The organism is Capnocytophaga canis, from assembly GCF_043187445.1.
GTDB classification, from domain to species: Bacteria; Bacteroidota; Bacteroidia; order Flavobacteriales; family Flavobacteriaceae; genus Capnocytophaga; species Capnocytophaga canis.
In genome coordinates this window covers 817,147-837,878 of the sequence record NZ_CP171121.1, presented here as the reverse complement: position 1 = coordinate 837,878, position 20,732 = coordinate 817,147, and the positions used below count along the sequence as shown (strand labels likewise).

19 protein-coding genes are annotated in these 20,732 nt (G+C 35.8%); 9 read left to right on the top strand and 10 right to left on the bottom strand.

Annotation, left to right across the window (positions count from 1 at the left end; all coding sequences use genetic code 11):
* The first annotated feature begins 45 nt into the window (after positions 1–45).
* The 4 genes from ACF3OB_RS03630 to pyrF all read left to right on the top strand — a co-directional run bounded on the left by ACF3OB_RS03630 (position 46) and on the right by pyrF (position 3,317).
* Positions 46–399 carry a VOC family protein gene (locus tag ACF3OB_RS03630; RefSeq protein ID WP_392448379.1) on the top strand — a complete coding sequence of 118 codons (354 nt, stop codon included), beginning with the start codon at positions 46–48 and terminating at the stop codon, positions 397–399.
* A 662-nt stretch (positions 400–1,061) separates the two neighbouring features.
* On the top strand, positions 1,062–1,718 hold the full coding sequence (locus tag ACF3OB_RS03625; RefSeq protein ID WP_095912389.1) for a hypothetical protein: 657 nt from the start codon (positions 1,062–1,064) through the stop codon (positions 1,716–1,718).
* Positions 1,719–1,954: 236 nt separating this feature from the next.
* Positions 1,955–2,242 carry a hypothetical protein gene (locus tag ACF3OB_RS03620; protein WP_392448378.1) on the top strand — a complete coding sequence of 96 codons (288 nt, stop codon included), beginning with the start codon at positions 1,955–1,957 and terminating at the stop codon, positions 2,240–2,242.
* Between the two features lie 262 nt (positions 2,243–2,504).
* The gene (gene pyrF, locus ACF3OB_RS03615; protein WP_172919934.1) at positions 2,505–3,317 is read left to right on the top strand and encodes an orotidine-5'-phosphate decarboxylase; all 813 of its coding nucleotides are present in this window, start codon (positions 2,505–2,507) and stop codon (positions 3,315–3,317) included.
* 18 nt (positions 3,318–3,335) lie between these two features.
* On the opposite strand, the gene ACF3OB_RS03610 is transcribed toward pyrF, so the two are convergent.
* The 10 genes from ACF3OB_RS03610 to ACF3OB_RS03565 all read right to left on the bottom strand — a co-directional run bounded on the left by ACF3OB_RS03610 (position 3,336) and on the right by ACF3OB_RS03565 (position 12,899).
* On the bottom strand, positions 3,336–4,457 hold the full coding sequence (locus ACF3OB_RS03610; protein WP_392448376.1) for a serine hydrolase domain-containing protein: 1,122 nt from the start codon (positions 4,455–4,457) through the stop codon (positions 3,336–3,338).
* A 122-nt stretch (positions 4,458–4,579) separates the two neighbouring features.
* Positions 4,580–5,485 (bottom strand): ribonuclease Z, encoded by a 906-nt coding sequence (locus ACF3OB_RS03605; RefSeq protein ID WP_392448374.1) that lies wholly within the window; start codon positions 5,483–5,485, stop codon positions 4,580–4,582.
* Positions 5,485–5,799, bottom strand: coding sequence for a hypothetical protein (locus tag ACF3OB_RS03600; protein WP_042008483.1), 315 nt, complete (start codon positions 5,797–5,799; stop codon positions 5,485–5,487). The genes ACF3OB_RS03605 and ACF3OB_RS03600 overlap by 1 nt, the downstream gene beginning before the upstream one ends.
* A gap of 3 nt (positions 5,800–5,802) precedes the next feature.
* On the bottom strand, positions 5,803–6,732 hold the full coding sequence (locus tag ACF3OB_RS03595; protein WP_042008484.1) for an aspartate carbamoyltransferase catalytic subunit: 930 nt from the start codon (positions 6,730–6,732) through the stop codon (positions 5,803–5,805).
* Positions 6,733–6,740: 8 nt separating this feature from the next.
* Positions 6,741–7,304: a bifunctional pyr operon transcriptional regulator/uracil phosphoribosyltransferase PyrR gene (gene pyrR, locus ACF3OB_RS03590; RefSeq protein ID WP_042008486.1), complete on the bottom strand. Its 564-nt coding sequence runs from the start codon at positions 7,302–7,304 to the stop codon at positions 6,741–6,743.
* Between the two features lie 3 nt (positions 7,305–7,307).
* On the bottom strand, positions 7,308–9,839 hold the full coding sequence (locus ACF3OB_RS03585) for an O-antigen ligase family protein (RefSeq protein WP_392448372.1): 2,532 nt from the start codon (positions 9,837–9,839) through the stop codon (positions 7,308–7,310).
* A 16-nt stretch (positions 9,840–9,855) separates the two neighbouring features.
* A complete protein-coding gene (ctlX, locus tag ACF3OB_RS03580; RefSeq protein ID WP_392448370.1) occupies positions 9,856–10,788 on the bottom strand; it encodes a citrulline utilization hydrolase CtlX in 933 nt (310 codons plus the stop codon).
* A gap of 245 nt (positions 10,789–11,033) precedes the next feature.
* Positions 11,034–11,735 (bottom strand): IS1 family transposase, encoded by a 702-nt coding sequence (locus ACF3OB_RS03575; protein WP_095893401.1) that lies wholly within the window; start codon positions 11,733–11,735, stop codon positions 11,034–11,036.
* A 39-nt stretch (positions 11,736–11,774) separates the two neighbouring features.
* Positions 11,775–11,930, bottom strand: a complete 156-nt coding sequence (locus ACF3OB_RS03570; protein WP_392448368.1) for a hypothetical protein — start codon at positions 11,928–11,930, stop codon at positions 11,775–11,777.
* A 54-nt stretch (positions 11,931–11,984) separates the two neighbouring features.
* Positions 11,985–12,899 (bottom strand): dimethylarginine dimethylaminohydrolase family protein, encoded by a 915-nt coding sequence (locus tag ACF3OB_RS03565; protein WP_042008492.1) that lies wholly within the window; start codon positions 12,897–12,899, stop codon positions 11,985–11,987.
* Between the two features lie 265 nt (positions 12,900–13,164).
* Between ACF3OB_RS03565 and ACF3OB_RS03560 the strand changes: the two genes are divergently transcribed.
* The 5 genes from ACF3OB_RS03560 (at position 13,165) to asnS (ending at position 20,059) form a co-directional block, all read left to right on the top strand.
* Positions 13,165–14,115, top strand: coding sequence for a Na/Pi cotransporter family protein (locus ACF3OB_RS03560; RefSeq protein WP_095894122.1), 951 nt, complete (start codon positions 13,165–13,167; stop codon positions 14,113–14,115).
* 186 nt (positions 14,116–14,301) lie between these two features.
* Positions 14,302–15,714 (top strand): alkaline phosphatase, encoded by a 1,413-nt coding sequence (locus ACF3OB_RS03555; RefSeq protein WP_095894123.1) that lies wholly within the window; start codon positions 14,302–14,304, stop codon positions 15,712–15,714.
* Positions 15,715–15,741: 27 nt separating this feature from the next.
* Positions 15,742–16,722 carry a cation diffusion facilitator family transporter gene (locus tag ACF3OB_RS03550; RefSeq protein ID WP_212895384.1) on the top strand — a complete coding sequence of 327 codons (981 nt, stop codon included), beginning with the start codon at positions 15,742–15,744 and terminating at the stop codon, positions 16,720–16,722.
* 105 nt (positions 16,723–16,827) lie between these two features.
* Complete coding sequence (locus ACF3OB_RS03545; RefSeq protein ID WP_232751809.1) at positions 16,828–18,492, top strand: DUF6909 family protein; 1,665 nt, start codon at positions 16,828–16,830, stop codon at positions 18,490–18,492.
* A 136-nt stretch (positions 18,493–18,628) separates the two neighbouring features.
* Complete coding sequence (gene asnS, locus ACF3OB_RS03540; protein WP_042008499.1) at positions 18,629–20,059, top strand: asparagine--tRNA ligase; 1,431 nt, start codon at positions 18,629–18,631, stop codon at positions 20,057–20,059.
* The last annotated feature ends 673 nt before the right edge of the window (positions 20,060–20,732 follow it).

The window sequence follows — 20,732 nt, the reverse complement described above, 5'->3', positions numbered from 1 at the left end:
TCTTTTACCTGTTTGAATGAATATTCTTAGTATATTTTAATCATTATGACCATCAAAAAAATCTACGCCTGTTGGGTATATGTGAGCGATTTGGAAGTTTCTAAAGCATTCTTTCAAGAATTGGGCTTTGTACTGAAATTTCAGCAGGAAGATTGGGTGGAATTCGATTTGGGAGCCACCTCTTTTGCCATTCTCAAACGTCCTGCCGAGAAAGGAAAAGTCAAACCGCAAAAAACAAGAATTATGTTTGAAGTGAACGATATGGAAAATCTTTACGAAACTCTAAAAAGCCAAAATGTTCATTTTATTGGCACTATCCGATATGAAACTTACGGAAAACTACTTACCTTTGAAGACCCCGACGGCAATTGGTTTGAATTCTTTGAAGATAAAAAGTAACAATAATATAGAAAGATAGTAAACCTTTTCAGTATTAGGATTAAAGTAGTTAGAACTCATTAACCATAAGGCTTTAGCACACAGGCTTTTTTCTCTAACTTCATTTATTATCACAAAAATTATTTATTTTTTCTATTTCATACTTTTTTCAATAAAAGCAAAAATCCTAACATTTTCTTAAAATTCCCATAGTCAATTAAAAATCCATAAAAAATGTTTTCCAAAAATTAGGAAAATAAATCCTAAATATCTAACTTTGACAGCAAAAGTAACTGATAAGTTATAAGAGGTAAGGATAAAGTGTAAAGTTAAAGGGATAAAGTAACAAAATCCAAGTCACAAGTTAAAAGTTAAAAGGATAAAGTATAAAGTTAAAAGGATAAAGTAACAAAATCTAAGTAGTAAATTAAAAATAATTAAAAGTCATTATAAAATGCATAAAAGCAATAGCGGAAAAAGATAAATCAGTGTAAAAAACAGATGAGTCAGTACGGAAAACACAAAAGTAAGTGTAAAAAATACACAAGTTAGTACGGAATGAATACTTATTTTAGTAGAAAATTAAAAAGTAAGTACGGAAAATAAAAAAGTGACTTGATAAAATAAAAATCCTTGATAAAAAATTAAAAATACAATCGTTTAACTATAAAAAATATAAAATTATGGCTTCTAAAATCTATTTTACAAACGAAGAAATGCTTCAAAATGCTAAAGTTCTTTTTGAAACATTGGAAAATAATAGCAAAATTGCCGAGAAATTAGACGATTATGGCTATTCTCAATCGGAAATTGCTAAAGGAAAGGCACTTTACGAAAAGGCTCAAGCTCAGTATGGTTCTAACAAGAAAGAAACCGAAGAAGAACGCGTTGCATATCTGAATTTCAAACAAAAAATGGATGAAACCTCTAAATCCTATCGCGAACATCGCAACAAAGCAAAGCTCATTTTTAAAAATAATGAAGAAGCAAAGGTAAGATTATCATTAAAGGGAAGTCCTTCAAAGTCTATCGTGGCACTTTTGGAGGAAATGACTTTGTTTTATAAGAATTTAGCTGAGCAAGAAACCCTACGCACTCCATTAGAAAGGGTAAAAATCACGCAACAGATAATCACTGAAAAACAATCGGAAACCTCACAAACCAAAGATTTGTACGCCATTTATTCTCAGGAAAAAAACGAAAGCGAACAAGCTACTAAAGACAAAAATAAAGCCTTTGAAGCTCTTGACAAATGGACACGTGAACTTTATAGTTATGCAAAATATGCTCTTGCTGATGAGCCTCAGTTTTTACAAATGTTTGGACGAGCAATCCGATAATAGTTTCTGTTAAACTAATCCAAGTCAAAGCTTAAATACAAATAGACTTTAGCTTGGCTCTATCTGACGCTCAAAAAAGAGTATTATTTTTCATAATATAGATTATTTCTTGTATCAAATTGCATTTTTTTGAGTAAAATCAAGAAATATCATCAAAATAAATACAAAAAGTCAATTTCTTAACTGATTAACTATCATTTATTTTAACGCAATCAATTGGAAAACAAAGTGCAATTATGAGTTTTGGCGGACACGTATTGGATATGATAAAAAGAACAAATGCAAACAATGCTTTGCGTGAGAAATATCGTGCCAAAAAAGATAAAACGACTAACAATCGGTGGAAGTCAGAAGTAAATGATAAAATATCTGAAGAGAAAGAAATATCCGAAGAGGAATTAGAGTATATAAAATTGGCTATCAGAAGTAAATTAAAAAAAGAACGGATAAAACAAAATATTTTAATCTATGGTATCTGTATAGTATTATTCCTTTTGTTACTTTGTTGGATATATTTTTCTTGAGAGTGTTGTGTTTTTTGAATTATTTGATTGATAAGAAGTTAAAATATAGCAACTTAAAGTTTATATCAAGATGAAATCATATGATGATAAATGTAATTTGTCAGAATAGATATACAAAAAATGAAATTGTTTAAAAAAGTATAAAAAACTACCTAAAAACACCTATCTTTGGAAGCTCAAAAGGCAATATTTTTTCTGTTTTTAAGGAGAAATCATCTTAATTACAGCATTATAACACCATAAAAATAAAAAGTATCAGTATATGACACTACAAAAACTAATAAATCAAATACGGAAAAAGAAATCATTCTTATGTGTAGGACTTGATGTGGATTTGACAAAAGTTCCGTCACATTTGTTACAAACTGAAGACCCTATTTTTGAGTTCAATAAAGCCATTATCGATGCGACACACTCTTTCGCGGTGGCTTACAAACCCAATACGGCATTTTATGAGGCTTATGGGGTGAAAGGTTGGCAATCATTGGCAAAAACTATTGCATATATCAATGAAAATCACCCTGATATATTTACCATTGCCGATGCGAAACGTGGTGATATTGGTAATACGTCTGCAATGTATGCTAAGGCTTTTTTCAATGATTTGCAGTTCGATAGCGTTACGGTAGCTCCATATATGGGAAAGGATTCGGTAGAGCCCTTTTTAGCTTTTGAAGATAAAATTACCATACTTTTAGCATTGACTTCTAATGCGGGAGCTTTTGATTTTCAAACACAAATGGTAAATAATGAGGAACTTTATAAAAAAGTATTGCAGACTTCTTTAACGTGGGAAAATAGTCAGAATTTGATGTACGTAGTAGGAGCTACCAAAGCCGAATATCTGAAAGAAATCCGTAAGATTGTGCCGAATCACTTTTTGTTGGTTCCCGGTGTAGGGGCTCAAGGCGGTAGTTTGGACGAGGTTTGTGAGTATGGACTCAATGCAGATAATGGTTTGCTGATAAACTCTTCAAGAGGAATCATTTATGCCTCCAACGGCACTGATTTTGCCGAAAAAGCTCGTGAAGAAGCCCAAAAATTACAACAACAAATGGAAAAATGGGTGCGATAAGCACAATTTAGTTAACTTTTACATATAAATAAACTTACTTCCAGCCAAAATAAAGTCAATGACATCTCGAAGTTGTTGACTTATTTTTGGATTGGTCATGTTAAAAAGCATTACAACAACTACCTGCTCTTCAGGATATACAAAAAACCAAGCATAACCACCGATGCCATTTCCAGAGTGTCCGTAGTAGGTGCGTCCAGCCCAATCCTTGGTAGATTGCCAACCAATGCCACAACCTGTTGAACTTCCGGCAGAGGTTTGCTGAGGCATTAGCATTTCTTCTTTTATTTTTTGAGAGATGAACCCGTCAGACAATACGGCATTTCCAAATTTAGCAACATCTTCTGAGGTGGACAGATAGCCTCCACCAGCTAATTTATAGAAATTATTTACATCGGGCGAACGTACAAAACCTTTACCTTTATTTTTGTTTGAGTAAGGAATAGCTTGATTTTTGATGATTTTTCCTTTGTCAGGAAGGGTGTTTTTCATCTGTAAAGGTTTTAAAAGTTCATCGGAAACAATGTTTTCAAAGCTCTTTTTCAGGTATTTTTGCATCGCTAAGGAAATTAAATTCCAGTTGAAACTACTATATAAGTATTGTGTTCCGGGAACAGATAATAAGGATTCATTTTTAAACATGTTGATTCCCTGTTCAATGGTCATCGGTTTGTTGCTAAACGGTTCTCTTCCTTTGTAGGAACGAATTCCCGCGAGATGTCCACCCAATTGCTTGATGGTGAAGTCATGTTTTTTCTTGGGATAGTTGGGAAGATAGGTGTAAATTGATTTGTTCCAGTCGAACTTCTTTTTTTCCTGTAATTTAGCCAAGGTGGTTGCTGACATAGGTTTTGACACACTGGCTATTCGGAATAGTGTTTTTTGTGGTGATACGGGAGTTTTATGTTGTAAATCAGCAAAGCCATATCCTTGTTGCCAAAGTGTTTTATTTTTTTTAGTGATGGTAATTGCAACACCAGGTACGGTACCTTTGTGAATTAACGAAAGGATAATCTTTTCGGCTTCTTTTTTTCCATCGGCAAATGAACGTACTTTCGCAATTTTTTCACGTTTTATTGAGTCATTCTGAGGGAAAACCCAAGGGATTGATAGAAAATATATGAAAAATATCAATTTCATTTGTGTTTGTATCATTATTTTTTTATCCGTAATAAATATTTTTCCGACTTATAGTTTTTCTCTTTCGAATGGAGGAGTTTTAAATGACGTATTTGTTTTCTTGTAAACAAATAATGGTTGTTTCAAAACTTTATTCGTTTTCCGTCTTCGGATAGTAGAGTATTTTTAAAAACCGTTTGGGCTTCTTTTAGAAAAAGATTTTTGTCGGAATATCTTGATGAATAATGTCCTATAATAAGAACCTCAGCTCCTGCATTTTTAGCAGTCAATGCCGCTTGGAGAGCTGTTGAATGCATTGTTTTTTCTGCCAGATCTGTATGTTGTTGTAAAAATGTGGATTCGTGATAGATTGTTCTAACACCTTTAATTTTAGTTGCTAATTCTTCAAAATAAATTGTATCACTACAATAGGCATAGCTCTGAGGTTCAATCGGGTCGAAGCTGAGTAGCTCATTTGCTATTACTTCGCCATCGGGCAAGGTGATGTTTTTCCCGTTTTTAATGTTTTGATAATCACATGTTTCAATGCCATAGTTGTAGATTGCATCTAAATTTAGTTGGCGATCACCTATTTTCTCTCGGAAAATGAAACCATTGGTATAAACTCGATGTTTTAGTGGAATAGTTTGGACACTTACCTTTTCGTCGTCTAATAATATTTCGGACTCTTCGGAAGTTAATTCGTGAAAAATCAGAGGGAAAGCAGTCCATGCATTTCCCAGTTTGAGTAGCAACAATATAGCCTCTTTGATACCTTTTGGGCCGTAAATATGCAATTCTGTTTCTCTTCCTAAAAGTTGGAAAGTGGAAATTAAACCTGGTAGCCCATAGAAATGGTCGCCATGTAGGTGCGAGATAAATATGTGCTTAATTCTTGAAAATTTAACATTTGCATTTCGTAGAGCCATTTGTGAACCTTCACCACAATCAATGAGAAATAGATGCCCTCGCAGTTCCAAAACCTGCGATGAAGGACGTGCGTTCGGGCGTGGAGTGGCACTATGGCAACCTAAAATCGTCAGTTCCATTAAAATCCTAAATCACGTTGAATGTCCTCAATTTCAATTACATCTTTTGCTTCCTGAATGGTAGGAGTCAAATTGATTTCATTAGGAATATTTCCGTATGTAATCTCTTCACTAACAATGACTAAGCTTTTTTTGTTTTTCTTAGTGTGATATTTTGAAATTTCTACAAACGGAATTAAGTCCTTGGTTTCTAAATCCTTAATCTCTGATAAATCTAAGATAATATGCGTAGACTTCAACTCTTCTTTATCTTTAAATGTATTGACAAAGTCTGATAATTCTGATTTTTTTATTGTTATGATTTTTGTACTCATCTTTTATCTATTTATTTTTGAGGCTAATAAATAAATCACAGCCATGCGGATAGCAACTCCATTTTCGACTTGATCTAAGATTATGGATTGTTTAGAGTCAGCTACTTCACTGGTGATTTCTACCCCTCGATTGATAGGGCCGGGGTGCATAATTACGATTTCTTTTGGTAGATTGTCTAAAATAGATTTGGTTACACCGTATTGTTGTGCATACTCACGGGTGGTGGGGAAATAGCTGATATCCAAACGCTCATTTTGAATACGTAGCATATTGGCAACGTCACACCATTCTAAAGCTTTGATTAGGTTGTGTTCTACTTCTACACCAAGTGTGTGAATGTATTTAGGAATTAATGTCTTAGGGCCACATACTTTTACTTGAGCTCCCTGCAATTGCAATGCAAATATGTTGGAAAGAGCCACACGTGAATGTAGAATATCGCCCACAATTACTACTTTTTTACCTGCGAGGTCACCTAACTTTTCGCGAATGGAATAGGAGTCCAACAAGGCTTGTGTAGGATGTTCGTGAGCTCCGTCACCCGCGTTAACGATGGAAGCATTTACGTGTTTGGATAGAAAAACACATGCGCCAGGGTTCGGATGTCGCATCACGACCATGTCTACCTTCATTGCCAAAATGTTATTCACCGTGTCAATCAGAGTTTCTCCTTTAGCTACAGACGATTGTGATGCTGAAAAGTTAATTACATCCGCCGATAATCGTTTTTCTGCTAACTCAAACGATAATTTAGTTCGAGTGCTGTTTTCAAAAAATAAATTGGCAATAGTAATATCCCTTAATGATGGTACTTTTTTTATAGGTCGGTTAATAACCTCTTTAAAATGGTCAGCGGTTTCAAAAATAAGTTGGATATCCTTTTCGGTGATGTATTTTATTCCTAATAGGTGATTTACACTTAATTCGCTCATGATGAATGTTATATTTTGTCTTTATTGATGATGTAAACGGTATCTTCACCGTCTTTTTCCTTCCAGTGTACTATCACACGCTCTTGATTGATGGCATCGACTTGCCTCCCTTTGTAGTTGGGTTGGATGGGCAGATGTCTGCTAAAACGTCGGTCGATGAATACTAAAAGTTCAATTTCTGATGGACGGCCAAATGATTGTATGGCTGTCAGAGCCGAACGGATGCTACGTCCAGTGTAAAGTACATCGTCTACAAATACTACTTTTTTATCCTCAACAATGAAATTAATATCTGTAGAATTTGCCTCTAATGGTTTGTTATTTCTTCTGAAATCGTCACGAAAAAAAGTGATGTCCAACAATCCTAAAGGGACGTTTTTGATGTTGTATTTTTCGCTGAGTAATGTTACTAAACGTTTGGCTAAAAATGTTCCTCGAGGTTGAATACCGATTAAGGCTGTATTTGAAAAATCGCCATGTCGCTCTATAAGTTGACATGCCAGTCGATTAAGAATTACGTTCATTTCAGAGGAAGATACTATTTCCTTCTTATGTGTATCTTTTTGGTTCATACGTTAGAATTTTAGTTTGTTTAGGTTATTCACCGCGTCCGCATTTCCTTTCTGAACGGCTCTTTCAAAAAGTGTTTTGGCTTTGGCACGATCCCCAATCATGTAGTAGCAAGATGCATAATAATTATCCATGGCAGGACTTGGAGTAGCTCCCAATTCTTCCATTCGAACGATATCTTTGATAGCGTTTTGATATTGCTGTAGGTTATAATAACAGATGGCTCTTTGTCCTAAAGCATCAACATGAGCTGGAACTTTTTCTAAGAATTGAGATAGTAGTTTAACTGCCTCCACGTAGTCTCGTTGTTGTTGTAATTGTAAAGCCTTTCCATAGATGGGTAAATACTGTTCCATTTGGAGTCGAGATGTGATTTTCATCTGATTATCAACTACAGTTTTGTCGTTTGGCACATATTTTATCGCTGTATCCAAAACTGCTTTTGCTTCTTCTACCATGCCATTCTTTTCTAATAGATAGGCCAGAGCATTCCATGCACTTGCTTCTTGACGCTTAGCGTTTCTTCCGTCTTTGTCCACATCAACATGAAACCTTTCTTTTAGTATTTTTTTCCATTTTTTAGGTTTTTTTGTTGAAGTTGTGTCTGGTGGACTCAATTCCAGAAAATCTTTCCATAGCTCGATAGATTCATTTTCTCGCCCCATACCATTCAAACCATAAGTTGCCAGATTTACATTTCCGAAGAAATTGGGTTTTGCTACTTTTGCCCAGATAGCATATTTGTAAATACTGTCGTACTTTTTGTTTTCTTCCATGAAGTAGGATACAGCTGTAAAGTAGTCAGCACGTCCGTCCCAAGGATTATATTCAATGGATTGTAAAACTTTACGAGCCTCGTCAAATTTCTTTTCGTCAATGAGATAACGAGCTTTTTCCACATCTACTGGTTCAGCAACGGCTGTCAAATTTGGGATTTTAGGATAGTTTTGAATTAAAAAATCCGATGTAGATTTTGTTTTTCGAACTCCTTGTTGCTCTTCTTTGACCATCCGCTGAATTTTTGATGAATCGAAGTACATTTTTTGTACTACTACGTTTGCTAAATTTACCACGATAGTAACGATAGCTATCATTCCAATAATGGCTCCTGAATTTGCTTTAACGGATTTTTTATCAGTGTTTTCTTCAGTTATTACATTTTCTTCAATTTGATTGTTTTTACTCAAATGAACGACCAATAATCCAACAGCTAATCCAACATAAATTGCAAATAGAGACTGAATTTCAGGTCTGTCTTGGGGAAAATTAAAAAATGCATCGAAGGAGTAGGCGAAAAGTCCGAATAAAGGTAAAAATAACCATTTTTCTAATTCTGGATTTTTATTTTTGTAAGTAGCACGTAGGAAATAATACGCTATCAATAAAAATATTGACAAGAAAGCTAACCCAGCAAAGATACCAGCTTCTGAGGTTAATTCAAGAAAGTCGTTGTGAGCCTTGTACATATATATGTAATGAGGGCTGTACGAGTTTTCGTATTCCAAATAGCGAACCTTCCAGTTCCCGATTCCTACTCCCAACAGAGGGTCATTTGGAATCATCTCTGTAAGGGTTGTTGTCCAAGCTGTTTTCCGAAGGTTATTACTTGTGTTCTCTTGATCTGCAATTGTAGCCAAACGAGCCGTGAAACTTGTACTTTCCTTAATAGCTTTTGGATACATCACTCCTTGCACAAAGGAAAATATTCCAAAAGCGATTAACACAAATAGCGTATGCCCACCAACGCTAACAGCAGTTTTTTTATTTTTTAAAATGAAATAATTTAATATACCATATCCAATGAGTACAAACATGATGATGAATGTAGCTAAGTAGAAAGCACGTGCACTCATGAAAAATATAGCAAGAGTTCCCACAAGGGTTCCGATACCTCCAATAATGCGAAGTTTATCCTTTTTGAAGAAGAACAACCAAATTGCAAACGGAATTTTAATAAACATTGCTGAAGCTAAAATGTTCTTGTTTGAATAGGAGGACTTTATGTCGATGTCTGAGCCTGTTCCCTTAATGATTTTTGACACCCCACGAAATGTTTCTAACGAATCGTAAAGCAATAAAGCGGTCATTGAAACGGCTAAAACCGTAATGCTTTTCGGATTATAAATCACTAAAGCGGATACCATCCAAGCTGCCGAAAATGCGGTGAAGACTTTGAAAAAATGTAAAACAGCCTCTTCAACATTAATTACTTTTGCAAATGAAAGCAAAGCAAAAAAGATGATGGTGGTGTATGCAATTCCAATTTTATTGGTGAAAAAACCAAAAAGGACTTTATTTTTCTCTCTGAAATCTTTAATTGAGAACACCAAAATAGCAACCACTAAGTTCAATATGGCAAAAGTGTAGAATTTGGGAGCATTCGAGTCAAAAGCCATCCAATTGGGAGTCAATACAGTTACGTATCCATAAGCTATCAAAAGGATGCTGGTTAAGAGATTCAGAGTAGCATTTCCTTTTTTATGACTTGAAAATGAACCTGAAATAGCTGTGGTTTTGTTGCGTTTCTTTGTTTTCATTGTTTGCGTTCGTATTTTAGTTCGTTGGTAAAAAAACTTCTGCCATCATGCATCTTGCACTTCCACCGCCACAGGTTTCGATAGTTTCCAAATTGGAATACAAGATTTTACAATGCTTTTCAATGTTTTTTATTTGTTTTTCAGTTAATGAATCATAAGCAGCTTGGCTCATCACCAGATAAGTGTGGTCTGAACCCTGTACTTGAAGCATATTTCCTGCGAAACGATGCATTTGTTCCTCTGTAATGCTAATAATTTCTTTCCCCGTACGTTTTAAACTTTCTGTTAAGGCTTTTCTTTCCGATTTGTCGTCAACGGCATCCAAACAAACTACAGCAAAAGTTTCTCCTAAAGCCATCATTACATTAGTGTGGTAAATCAGTGCTCGTTTGCCATTTACAGTTTGGTATGCTTTGAAAATCACAGGAGTATATTCAAAGTCTTCACAAAATTCGATGAATAGTTCTTCATCAGCACGGGGCGATAATGCACAATAAGCTACCTCATTCGCTCTATCTAAAATCATTGAGCCTGTGCCTTCTAAAAACAATTCTTCTTTTTCCGCATCGGTATAGTCGTACACATTCTCAATTGAAAATCCTTTTTCCTCAAGCAAATCCAATACATCATCACGACGTTCACGACGACGGTTTTCCGCAAACATTGGATATAGAGCAATGTTCCCATTCTGGTGAAAGCTTATCCAATTATTTGGAAAAACGGAATCAGGGGTGTTTTGTTCGTAAATGTCGTCTACTACGATAACATTTACTCCTATCTTTTCTAATTTTTGTACAAAAGCATCAAATTCTTGTTGTGCCTTGTTGTTAATTTCTTCGTTTTTTAGTTCTATTTCTTCTTGAAAATAGTTGTTGATAGCCGTCTCTTCATTCATGCGAAAACGAACTGGACGAATCATTAGTATTGTGTTGGTTATTTGCTTCTTCATTGTATTTTTTTGTATACTAAAATATTATGGTTTTAAAAAAAAATAGTTACTTATTAGTTACTTAACCGATGGGTCATCTCCTTTAGGCCACATTCGTAAAGCCAAATCCGTAGGTAATATATTTGTTATGGTTGTCACTCACTTAAAAAAACACCTATTGCATCTGTTGTAACTTATTGTTTTTTAGAATATTGTAAAAAATGTCGTAGAGTACGATTTTGGTAGTGTTTCCCAAAGTATGATACTCAAATCCACCCAAAATTGATGTAGAAAAACACAATTTCAAAGGCTTTTATATGGTTTTCAAACTTTTTTGAAAAACAACAAGTTTTCCTCACCGCTCGGCGTATCCGATGTCTCAAAAGTGTGTTGTTTCCTTCAATATCAGTAGTGTATTTTTTACCTACTTTATGTGTATATTCTTGAAAAACAGACGCAAAAGCTTCCCAATTATCTGTACAAATCTCATCAAAACTAACACCCAATTTCTTCAATTTCTCACGAAGTTTTTGGGCTGTTTTTATGTTTCGTTTGCCCCATACCCACGCTACAATTTCCTTTGTTTCAGCAGAATAAGCATAAATCAACCACTTTTTATTCTTCTTTTTTCCCACAAAAGTCCAAAGTTCATCAACTTGTAATGATTTGTATTTGTTTTGTTTGGGTTTGATTTCTCGATTGAAATTTACCAAAACCGAAAGTACTTTTTTGATGCTAACTTTTTCAATTTCAGCAATATCACGAATACCTACATTTCTTGCCAAAAGCAAGAGAATTTTCGCAGCAATATGCGAAGCCCAACCTTTGTAGGTCAGATTATGATCGCCGATAAATTGGCGTTTACAGGTTTTGCAAAGATAGTTTTGTTTTTTGTTCTTTTTATTCCCATTTTTGACTATCTTTGTGCTTTGACAATTGGGGCAATGGAGTGTAATTGTTATTAGCATTCAACAAAAATACAACTTTATTCCCTGATTGTCAAATTTTTATACCATCATACTTTTTAAAACACGACCTACGATTTTTAATTCACTTCCTTTTTTAATATAATTGGCAGAAAGAGAGTTTACTGATATCTTCTCGAAAGTGATTCGCTTATCCTTTTCATTCAACATTGGTTTGTAATGAGGATTATGATTCACGTAAAACAGAAAGATGTTTAGTAAGTCCCCAAAGGTATCTTTTAAAACCTGGGTTTATTCACGAATAAGGGGCAAGGTTGAGCAACGCAACAGACCTTCCTGTTTGGAAATTTCATAATATGGAATTTCTTCAACGGTGAATCCATGGTCTTTCAGCCAGTTGTTTAAACGTGTAAATTTTTGTTCTGAAACCACCACATCGGGTGCAATTGAAAATATATTACTAAACATGTGGTACATTTCCTCTCGCGTGATATGGAATAGATTTTCCTTGCCAAAAAGCTCCACCAAATACATGTAATCTGCTTCTTCGCGGAAACCACTTTTGTAAATAATCCCTTTATTTTTGCCCACAGGCTGAAAACAACAGTCCAAATGCAGAGCGTTGTCTCTTGGTTCAATTTTTGACTTTACGAGGTCAAATTCCTTTACAATTTTGTTAGGGAAAAGGTTTTTGATGAATTCTACCCCTTGTGTATTTGTACGAGCGGTAATGTAGTTTTTATAATCCCCTCCTTTGTATGTTCCAATGAAAATATGGTCATTCCATGGCATTACGTCACCACCTTCAATATGTACCTCTTCTGGGGGACGAACCACTTTGGTAGGATCAATTTGGTCAATCACGTATTGAATGGCATCAAGTTCACGTTCGCGGTCGGGTAAAATATTTGCTTTGATGAAAATGTCCTCAATGACAAAACCGATGTCTCGTGAAAAAATTTGGTTATAGTCCTTGATTAACTCAGGTCTGTATACAGTAACACCGTGCTTTTTAAGGACAGCGTTAAACGCTTCCATTTCGCTTACCATATCTTTTTCAATCGGATAGGTTCCAGCTTTGATATGTTCTGCTGATTTAGGGTCGTATGCCTCCTCTAACGTAGGTGTAGGACCGTTGCTTTGGGCTGTTCCTAAAATTACGGCTTTTAGTCGACTGGTTTCGTTTTTTATGTTTAGTTGTAGCATAGGTTCGTTATTTAGTGCCTCGAAAGGAGTTTGTTTACTTCAAATGTATATTTTAGTATGGTTAAAATCAGTTGTATGCAGGTGAAAAATAAGAGATAAAGCATACCGTACCGCAAAAATAGGAATTTTTTCATAATTAAAAAACTTTTTTAAACAGTATACATGCACATGTTGAACAACTCGAAGAAAGTACTGTTAATTATGATAAAAATGTTCGTTGAATTGGAAAATCTTAGTAGTTTTGCTAAGTTAATTTTGTACAAAAATGTTGGAGAATTTTCAAACGATTATTGTCATCATAGCTTCTATTACTTTATTTGTTTACGGATTGCATAGTTTTAGTAAAGAAATCGAGAATTTGGGAACAGAGCGTCTTTCTCGTTGGATTCGTCGAATTACAGCATTTCCGTTAGGAGGTTTTTTGCTTGGAGGCGTGTTCACAGCTGTTATTCAATCAAGTACATTGGTTTCGTCCATAACTGTTTCACTAGTAAATGCTGGAGCGATTACCTTTACAGATAGTATTTTAGTGTTACTTGGAACAAACGTGGGGACAACTTCTACAGCTTGGATTGTTTCTTTGGAATCTACGTTTTTAGGCCCTCTGTTTATCGTTTTGGGAACGTTAATTAGTATGATTCCTGCTAAAGTGTCCGTTGTTGGGAAATCAATATTTTACTTTGGCTTCATCTTTTTCTCTTTGGCTTACATTGGTGAGGCTATGGAACCCATAAAAAAAGACCCAATGCTCATTCAGGTACTTTCCAAAGCCTCGAATCCGCTATTAGGAATTTTATACGGAATTCTTATTACTGTTATCATTCAATCAAGTTCAGTAGTAGTGGGGTTAGTGATTGTGTTGCTTTCACAGGGAACTATTACCATTGATTCTGCTATCCCCATAGTTATTGGAGCAAATATTGGAACAACCTCAACGGCACTGCTTATCAGCCTTCGGATGTCACCAATCTCTCGTTTGGTAGCACTTTCTGCTTCGGTATTCAATATTGTCGGGGTGTTGATTATTTTTCCATTTTTTGGGCTTTTAGAAAGCATAGCTACATCTCTGAGCCAAAATCCGTCGTTGCAAGTTGCTATAGCATTTACTATTAGTAATAGTTTGACATCGTTGTTTTTTTTATTTTTTCTAACTCCAACTATTCGAATGTTGAAACGACATCGTTGGTATCAAAAAACTGAAAAACAGGATAAATGAGTAAATAGAATAGATATGTAAAAAAAACTTTTTGTTTATTATGTTTGTTTTTACTGATAAAATACGTAACTTTCGCAACATTTTCAATGCATATTTTTCAATAGTTAGGTGTCTTTTTGGGAATATGAGACCAAACTAAATTCTGGTTAGAGAGATTAAGTAGATTAATGTTTAAAGATAAGAAGTATGAAAAGAAGGTCGTTTTTTAAACAAGGGGCATTAGCCACATTGGGGGGAATGTTAACTTCCTCTTTTGACCTACGTGCGAATACCATTTTAGAGGAAAATAAAGGAAAGAAAGCTAAAAATATCATCTTCATGGTAAGTGATGGTATGAGTGTAGGAACACTTGTTATGGCAGACATATATATCAGACGAAAGTTTGATCGTCCGTCCAATTGGATGGGGCTTTATGAGACCAATTTAGTACAACGAGGTTTAATGGATATGGCTTCAGCAAGTTCTATTGTAACTGATTCAGCTGCAGCAAGTTCCTCCTGGGGTGGGGGAGTTCGTGTGAATAATGGAAGTCTGAATATAAGTCCTGATGGAAAGGAAAATCTACCTATTCTACAAAAGTTTAAAAAAGCTGGAAAAAAGGTAGGCTGTGTAACCACCGTACCAATAACTCATGCTACACCTGCAGGATTCTCTGTTTGGTCGGAAAGACGTAATGATATGGAAGGTATTGCGTTGAAGTATACGGAATTAGGATTTGATGTCATGATGGGAGGTGGAAACAAAGTGTTCAATCCTTCTTTACGTGAAGATGGGAAGGATGTGTATGCAATACTACAGCAAAAAGGATACACGGTGGTTCGAAATCGAGCAGATATGCAAAAAGCATCACTTAAAAAACCTCTTTTTGGAGTTTTTGCCGATGTAGCTTTGCCATATACTGTCGACCACATGCAGGATGAAGTACTTAAAGCTGAAATTCCAACACTCGCTGAGATGACAGCCAAAGCTATTGACGTTATGAAGAATCATCCTCAAGGGTTTGTAATTCAAGTTGAAGCAGGAAAAGTAGATTGGGCAGCTCATGGAAATGACCTTGGAGGACTGATTTACGACCAAGTGGCATTTGACGATGCCGTAAAAGTTGCCATTGATTTTGCTAAAAAAGACGGAAATACGTTAGTAGTGCTAACATCCGATCATGGAAATGCAAATCCAGGATTGATTTACGGGAAACAATGTAATGGTAATTTTGACCGAATTCAAGACTTTAAACATTCAAATGATTGGATATTGCAGAACATAAAGCCTACTGACGGCATAGCTAAAGTCAAAGAAAGCGTGTACAATAACTGTGGGAAGATGTCTATTACTGATGACCAGGCCAGAGAGTTGTTAACTTATTACGCTCAAGCAGGGCAAGAGGATGGTATTTACAACTACAACCACTTGCCGTATAAATTATTTTCTGAAATCCAAAAAGCACATACTTCTGTTGGGTGGATTAGTATGGATCATTCCTCTGATTTTGTGGAGTTGGCAATGTTTGGGCCTGGAAGTGAAAAACTAAGGCCTTTTATGCGAAACACCGATATGCACAAGTTTTTATTGGATGTGGCTGAAGTTGAAGATAAATTTTAACAAAAGAAAAGTTATCGCGACCATCTAATGTCTAATAGTTTATCCTTCCAAAAAGGGATTGCCATCGTTGGCATTGTTTTGTTTATTGGCAAGTTGATTGCTTGGCAATTAACCAATTCAGATGCCGTTTTTTCAGACGCAATGGAAAGTATAGTGAATATAATCTCAGCCTTTATGGGATTATATTCACTTTATTTGGGAGCAAAGCCTCGTGATGATGACCACCCCTACGGACATGGAAAGGTCGAATTTATCACTTCGGGAATTGAGGGGACGCTCATCGTAATTGCTGGGATTTTAATCATTGCACAATCAGTACATTCTCTCATAATGGGAGTAGCTTTGCATCAGCTGGATTGGGGAATTTTCATAGTAGGGACAACGGCTGTTGCTAACTATGTGCTGGGACATATTTCCTACCAAAAAGGAAAGCGAGAAAATTCGATGGTACTGATGAGTTCTGGGCAACACTTGAAAAGTGATACTATTTCGACTCTTGGAGTGGTAGCCAGTTTAGTATTAGTTTATTTCACTCATTTGCTATGGTTGGATGCCATTGTAGCTCTTGTCTTTGGAGGATATATCATCATCGTTGGATACAGAATCATCAGAAAGGCACTCAGTGGTATTATGGACGAGCAAGATGAGTACCTCATTACCGAAATTGTAAAGGTTCTTCAGGAAAATCGCCATTCCGAATGGATTGATATCCACAACATGAAAGTACAACAATTTGGCTCTCACTTGCATATTGATGCACACATTACTTTACCCTACTACTATTCACTTCGAGAGGCTCATCAAGAAATGGAAAAAGTGATTCAGGTATTACTAAAAAATACTGAACGAACCATTGATTTTAATTTCCATATGGATGATTGTAAATCTTTTTCCTGTGAAATATGCGATTTGGATTGTCCTCTACGAAAGAAGCCTTTTGTGGAGAGCATTCAGTGGAACAGCGAAACCATTCGTCAGGTGCAGAAGCATAGGTTTCGGGGATTGTGAAGTTAATTTTTATTTTTCAATCATTTGCTTTTTATGTCCACTATTTTGGTGACAGAGAGGATTGGAGAAAGTAAACATATTTAAGAAAACGAAATATATTATATTATGAAAGTAAAAGAACGAACCAGAGCTCAGGAGTCAAAACGAGCTATTGAGCGTATGTACGTTACAATGAGGCATTTATTCTCTCGTGGGTTCTATAAGCCTATGGGAATTTCAGGGGAAGCATTGCGTGAAGCACTTCTGTTACTACGTCCTGAAATCTATGGTTCTATTGCCGAAAACAAATCTGAATTAGCAGGGCTTTCGTACGTTTTAGACCGACTTCCTGAAGGTATTGAACAGTGCAAGTATATAAATCTTATTGCAGATGAAGGTTATCGAAAGTCTCATTTTCACTCAATTATTCCTCCGAAGCGAAGACGTAATTGTTATCGCATTGACGACCAACAGATGAATATTGAAATTACCCGTGGACGGTCGGATATTTATGATGCCTTAACACATTTGACGTTTTTGTTTGTGGAGTCTCATAAAATTGCTCGAAATGTGTTGTTGGATGATGGGAAACTGACACGCGATTGGGAAAAATTGGCACAATCGGTGAACAAACAAAAACTTTCACAGGCCGAACGAGAAGTCACATTGATCCATATCGGAAATATCTTAGGTCGTACCTTTGAGGAGGTACTGGAAACGTACACCTATTTTTCAACAGAAACACACCCCGAGCGTTTCATACACATCATATATTGGTTAGGGAAATTGGCAATAGATGAAATTTTGCACGATGACAAACGAGTGATTACCTTTAGTTCGGTGCTTCGCGAACGCTTGGGACATCATCTGTACAGTGAAATTTGGGCAGATGCCATCAAGAAAATACTTCATACACAAGGCTTGTTAAATCGTCCGTTGCACATTATCAGTGCCAATAAACATAGCGTTATGAATAGTCTTTTTGCAGAAAAAGCCTTAAAAAACGAGATGAAAGGCAAAAAACCGATGGAAATCTTTGAGTTATTAAGCCAAAAAGAAAATGAAGAGTTACGCCAGAAAGTGAATGATTACGCTCACAAAAACGGAATGATTTCATTGGATGATTCCTCGGGAACAAATATTGATGTTCAGATATTCGACACAGCGAAGATTGATTTTTCAAATACCTCTTATTCGGTGGTAGAAGCTGAAAAGCCAGTGATTTTTGTAATGGATTACGCTTTTGGAGAACAGGCTTATGAAACCATCGACGAACTTTTGAAGCCCTACAAAACCGAAACAGAAGTTCATTTCATGAATGTAGCTTCTATTTCCATCATGGGGAAAGCAGGGATTTTGGAAGGAGAAAAAGGCGATTTGATGATTCCAACGGCACATATTTTTGAAGGAACAGCGGATAATTATCCGTTTAAAAATGAATTGAAAAAGGCTGATTTTGAGGGGAATGGGCTTCGTGTGTTCGAAGGGTCTATGATTACCGTTTTAGGAACATCTCTGCAAAATAAGGACGTGTTAAATTATTTTTTACGTTCCACTTGGAACGTTATCGGACTTGAAATGGAAGGGGTTCACTATCAAAAGGCAATTCAATCAGCTTCAAAGATTAGGAAAAGTATTCGTGAGGATGTAAAAGTGCGTTATGCGTACTATGCTTCTGACAACCCGTTGGAAACAGGAAGTACTTTAGCTTCAGGAGGTTTGGGAGCTATGGGAGTGAAACCCACCTATCTTATTACCTTGAAAATTTTAGAACAGATTTTCGAATCATAAGTACTTCGAGTATAGGTTATTTTTAAGCAGCATAGATTTGAAAAACGTGTTTTTCATAAAATTTTTAAATCGCATTTAAAATCTTTATATTTGCAGACTTATTTTGACGAACAAAAACGAATAAGAATATAACTATATGTATATCAGTGTTAAAAAACTACTCAGTGAAGGTAAAATTGCACAAGATGTAACCCTAAAAGGATGGGTTCGTACCTTCAGAAGTAATCGGTTTATCGCTTTGAACGATGGTTCAACGATTGAAAATGTACAAGTTGTTGTGGATTTCGAAAATACGAGTGAAGAACTTTTAAAACGCATAACCACGGGAGCTGCAGTAGAGATTCACGGAAGTGTAGTAGAAAGTCAAGGAAAAGGGCAATCTATTGAAGTCCAAGCTTCTAATGTGATTGTTTTAGGCGATTCAAATCCTGAAACCTATCCTATACAACCTAAGAAACACTCCTTTGAGTTTTTGCGTGAACATGCTCACTTGCGTGTACGTACCAATGTTTTCGGGGCGATCATGCGTGTGCGTTCAGTCCTTTCTTTTGCCATACACGATTATTTCCAACGTAATGGATTTTTCTATGTACATACGCCTATCATTACGGGAAGCGATGCTGAAGGAGCGGGAGAAATGTTCCGCGTAACAACGTTGGATGCTAAAAATCCGCCTCTTACGGAAGAAGGTAAAGTCGATTACAAAAAAGATTTCTTTGGAAGAGAAACCAATTTGACTGTATCAGGACAGCTTGAGGGTGAAACATTTGCAATGGCATTAGGTAAAATCTATACTTTTGGGCCTACTTTCCGTGCCGAAAATTCAAATACGTCGCGTCACTTGGCAGAGTTTTGGATGATTGAACCCGAAGTGGCATTTCTCGACTTGGACGGAAACATGGATTTGGCGGAGGATTTCATCAAGTATGTGTTGAAATATACCTTGGAGCGTTGTCGCGAAGATATTGAGTTTTTGAATGCTCGATTTTTGGAAGAGGAAAAAACAAAACCTCAAAATGAGCGTAGTACGATGTCCCTTATTGAAAAATTAGAGTTTGTAATTAACAATAATTTCAAACGAGTGAGCTATACCGAAGCGATTGACATTCTCAAAAATTCAAATCACAACAAGAAGAAAAAATTCCAGTATATCATTGACGAATGGGGTGCTGATTTACAAAGTGAGCATGAGCGTTATTTGGTCGAAAAGCACTTTGAGTGTCCGGTGATTTTGTACGATTACCCAGCTAAGATAAAAGCATTTTATATGCGACTTAACGAAGATGGTAAAACGGTTCGTGCTATGGATATTCTTTTCCCGGGTATAGGCGAGATTGTTGGAGGTTCACAGCGTGAGGAGCGTTATGATGTGTTGATAGAAAAAATAAAATCGGTAGGCATTGAAGAGAAAGATCTTTGGTGGTACTTGGATTTGCGTAAATTCGGTTCAGCAGTGCATAGTGGCTTTGGACTTGGGTTTGAGCGATTGGTACTTTTCGCTACGGGGATGAGCAATATTCGTGATGTGATTCCTTTTCCACGAACGCCACAAAATGCTGAATTTTAATTTGATACCTTAAAATATAAAGCTGTCCAAAATTGAAAGGACAGCTTTTTTAATTTCTTATATAGTTAACTCATTTTAAATTGTCGCTATTTTCAAGAGAGAGTTTATGACCTTGGAGACAAAGTCCGCCAAAGAAGAGTGTGTGAGAATTGATTTTTAGCATAATTTGCGAATGCATGGAGCATAGTCTGTCGAAATTAAAAGTTTTGAAGTTTTGTTATCACCTACTGAGCTCTCCCTATCTTTTTAAATCTTGAATTTTATCTTCTTATAAGGATACAAATCCATAAAATCGGAAAGATCTGTGTTTTTGTAAGGGTACAAAAGCATAAAATCGGCAGGTTTTGCACTATTGTACTCTGATAAGAGTATAAAATCGGGTAGGTTTGCATTTTTGTAAGGGTGCAAAAGCATAAAATCGGTGGTTTTTACTATATTTTGATATGTAAAAAGAGAAAAATTGCTTTAAAAAGAACATAAATGAAAGATAAATTATGTGAGGTTGGTTATATTCAATTTGTAAAAGTATTTTCTTGCAGATTACCTTCTGTTCCATTGGAAAAATCGGATGAATTGAGAAGTTAAACGCAACGTTTCGCTATTTCTTACATATTTAGAGCCTCATAAGATGTTCGTGTGTTTTGTTTATACAGAGGTTTTCGAGGCTGTCATT

Bases quoted from the DNA above. Each gene is read 5' to 3' on its own strand.
- ACF3OB_RS03630 (WP_392448379.1), top strand. From the start codon at position 46: ATGACCATCAAAAAAATCTACGCCTGTTGGGTATATGTGAGCGATTTG.
- ACF3OB_RS03565 (WP_042008492.1), bottom strand. From the start codon at position 12,899: ATGCTACAACTAAACATAAAAAACGAAACCAGTCGACTAAAAGCCGTA.
- asnS (WP_042008499.1), top strand. From the start codon at position 18,629: ATGTATATCAGTGTTAAAAAACTACTCAGTGAAGGTAAAATTGCACAA.
- ACF3OB_RS03560 (WP_095894122.1), top strand. From the start codon at position 13,165: ATGTTGGAGAATTTTCAAACGATTATTGTCATCATAGCTTCTATTACT.
- pyrF (WP_172919934.1), top strand. From the start codon at position 2,505: ATGACACTACAAAAACTAATAAATCAAATACGGAAAAAGAAATCATTC.
- pyrR (WP_042008486.1), bottom strand. From the start codon at position 7,304: ATGAACCAAAAAGATACACATAAGAAGGAAATAGTATCTTCCTCTGAA.
- ACF3OB_RS03600 (WP_042008483.1), bottom strand. From the start codon at position 5,799: ATGAGTACAAAAATCATAACAATAAAAAAATCAGAATTATCAGACTTT.
- ACF3OB_RS03595 (WP_042008484.1), bottom strand. From the start codon at position 6,732: ATGAGCGAATTAAGTGTAAATCACCTATTAGGAATAAAATACATCACC.
- ACF3OB_RS03620 (WP_392448378.1), top strand. From the start codon at position 1,955: ATGAGTTTTGGCGGACACGTATTGGATATGATAAAAAGAACAAATGCA.
- ACF3OB_RS03625 (WP_095912389.1), top strand. From the start codon at position 1,062: ATGGCTTCTAAAATCTATTTTACAAACGAAGAAATGCTTCAAAATGCT.
- ACF3OB_RS03550 (WP_212895384.1), top strand. From the start codon at position 15,742: ATGTCTAATAGTTTATCCTTCCAAAAAGGGATTGCCATCGTTGGCATT.
- ACF3OB_RS03610 (WP_392448376.1), bottom strand. From the start codon at position 4,457: ATGAAATTGATATTTTTCATATATTTTCTATCAATCCCTTGGGTTTTC.
- ACF3OB_RS03585 (WP_392448372.1), bottom strand. From the start codon at position 9,839: ATGAAAACAAAGAAACGCAACAAAACCACAGCTATTTCAGGTTCATTT.
- ACF3OB_RS03545 (WP_232751809.1), top strand. From the start codon at position 16,828: ATGAAAGTAAAAGAACGAACCAGAGCTCAGGAGTCAAAACGAGCTATT.
- ACF3OB_RS03575 (WP_095893401.1), bottom strand. From the start codon at position 11,735: ATGCTAATAACAATTACACTCCATTGCCCCAATTGTCAAAGCACAAAG.
- ACF3OB_RS03555 (WP_095894123.1), top strand. From the start codon at position 14,302: ATGAAAAGAAGGTCGTTTTTTAAACAAGGGGCATTAGCCACATTGGGG.
- ctlX (WP_392448370.1), bottom strand. From the start codon at position 10,788: ATGAAGAAGCAAATAACCAACACAATACTAATGATTCGTCCAGTTCGT.
- ACF3OB_RS03605 (WP_392448374.1), bottom strand. From the start codon at position 5,485: ATGGAACTGACGATTTTAGGTTGCCATAGTGCCACTCCACGCCCGAAC.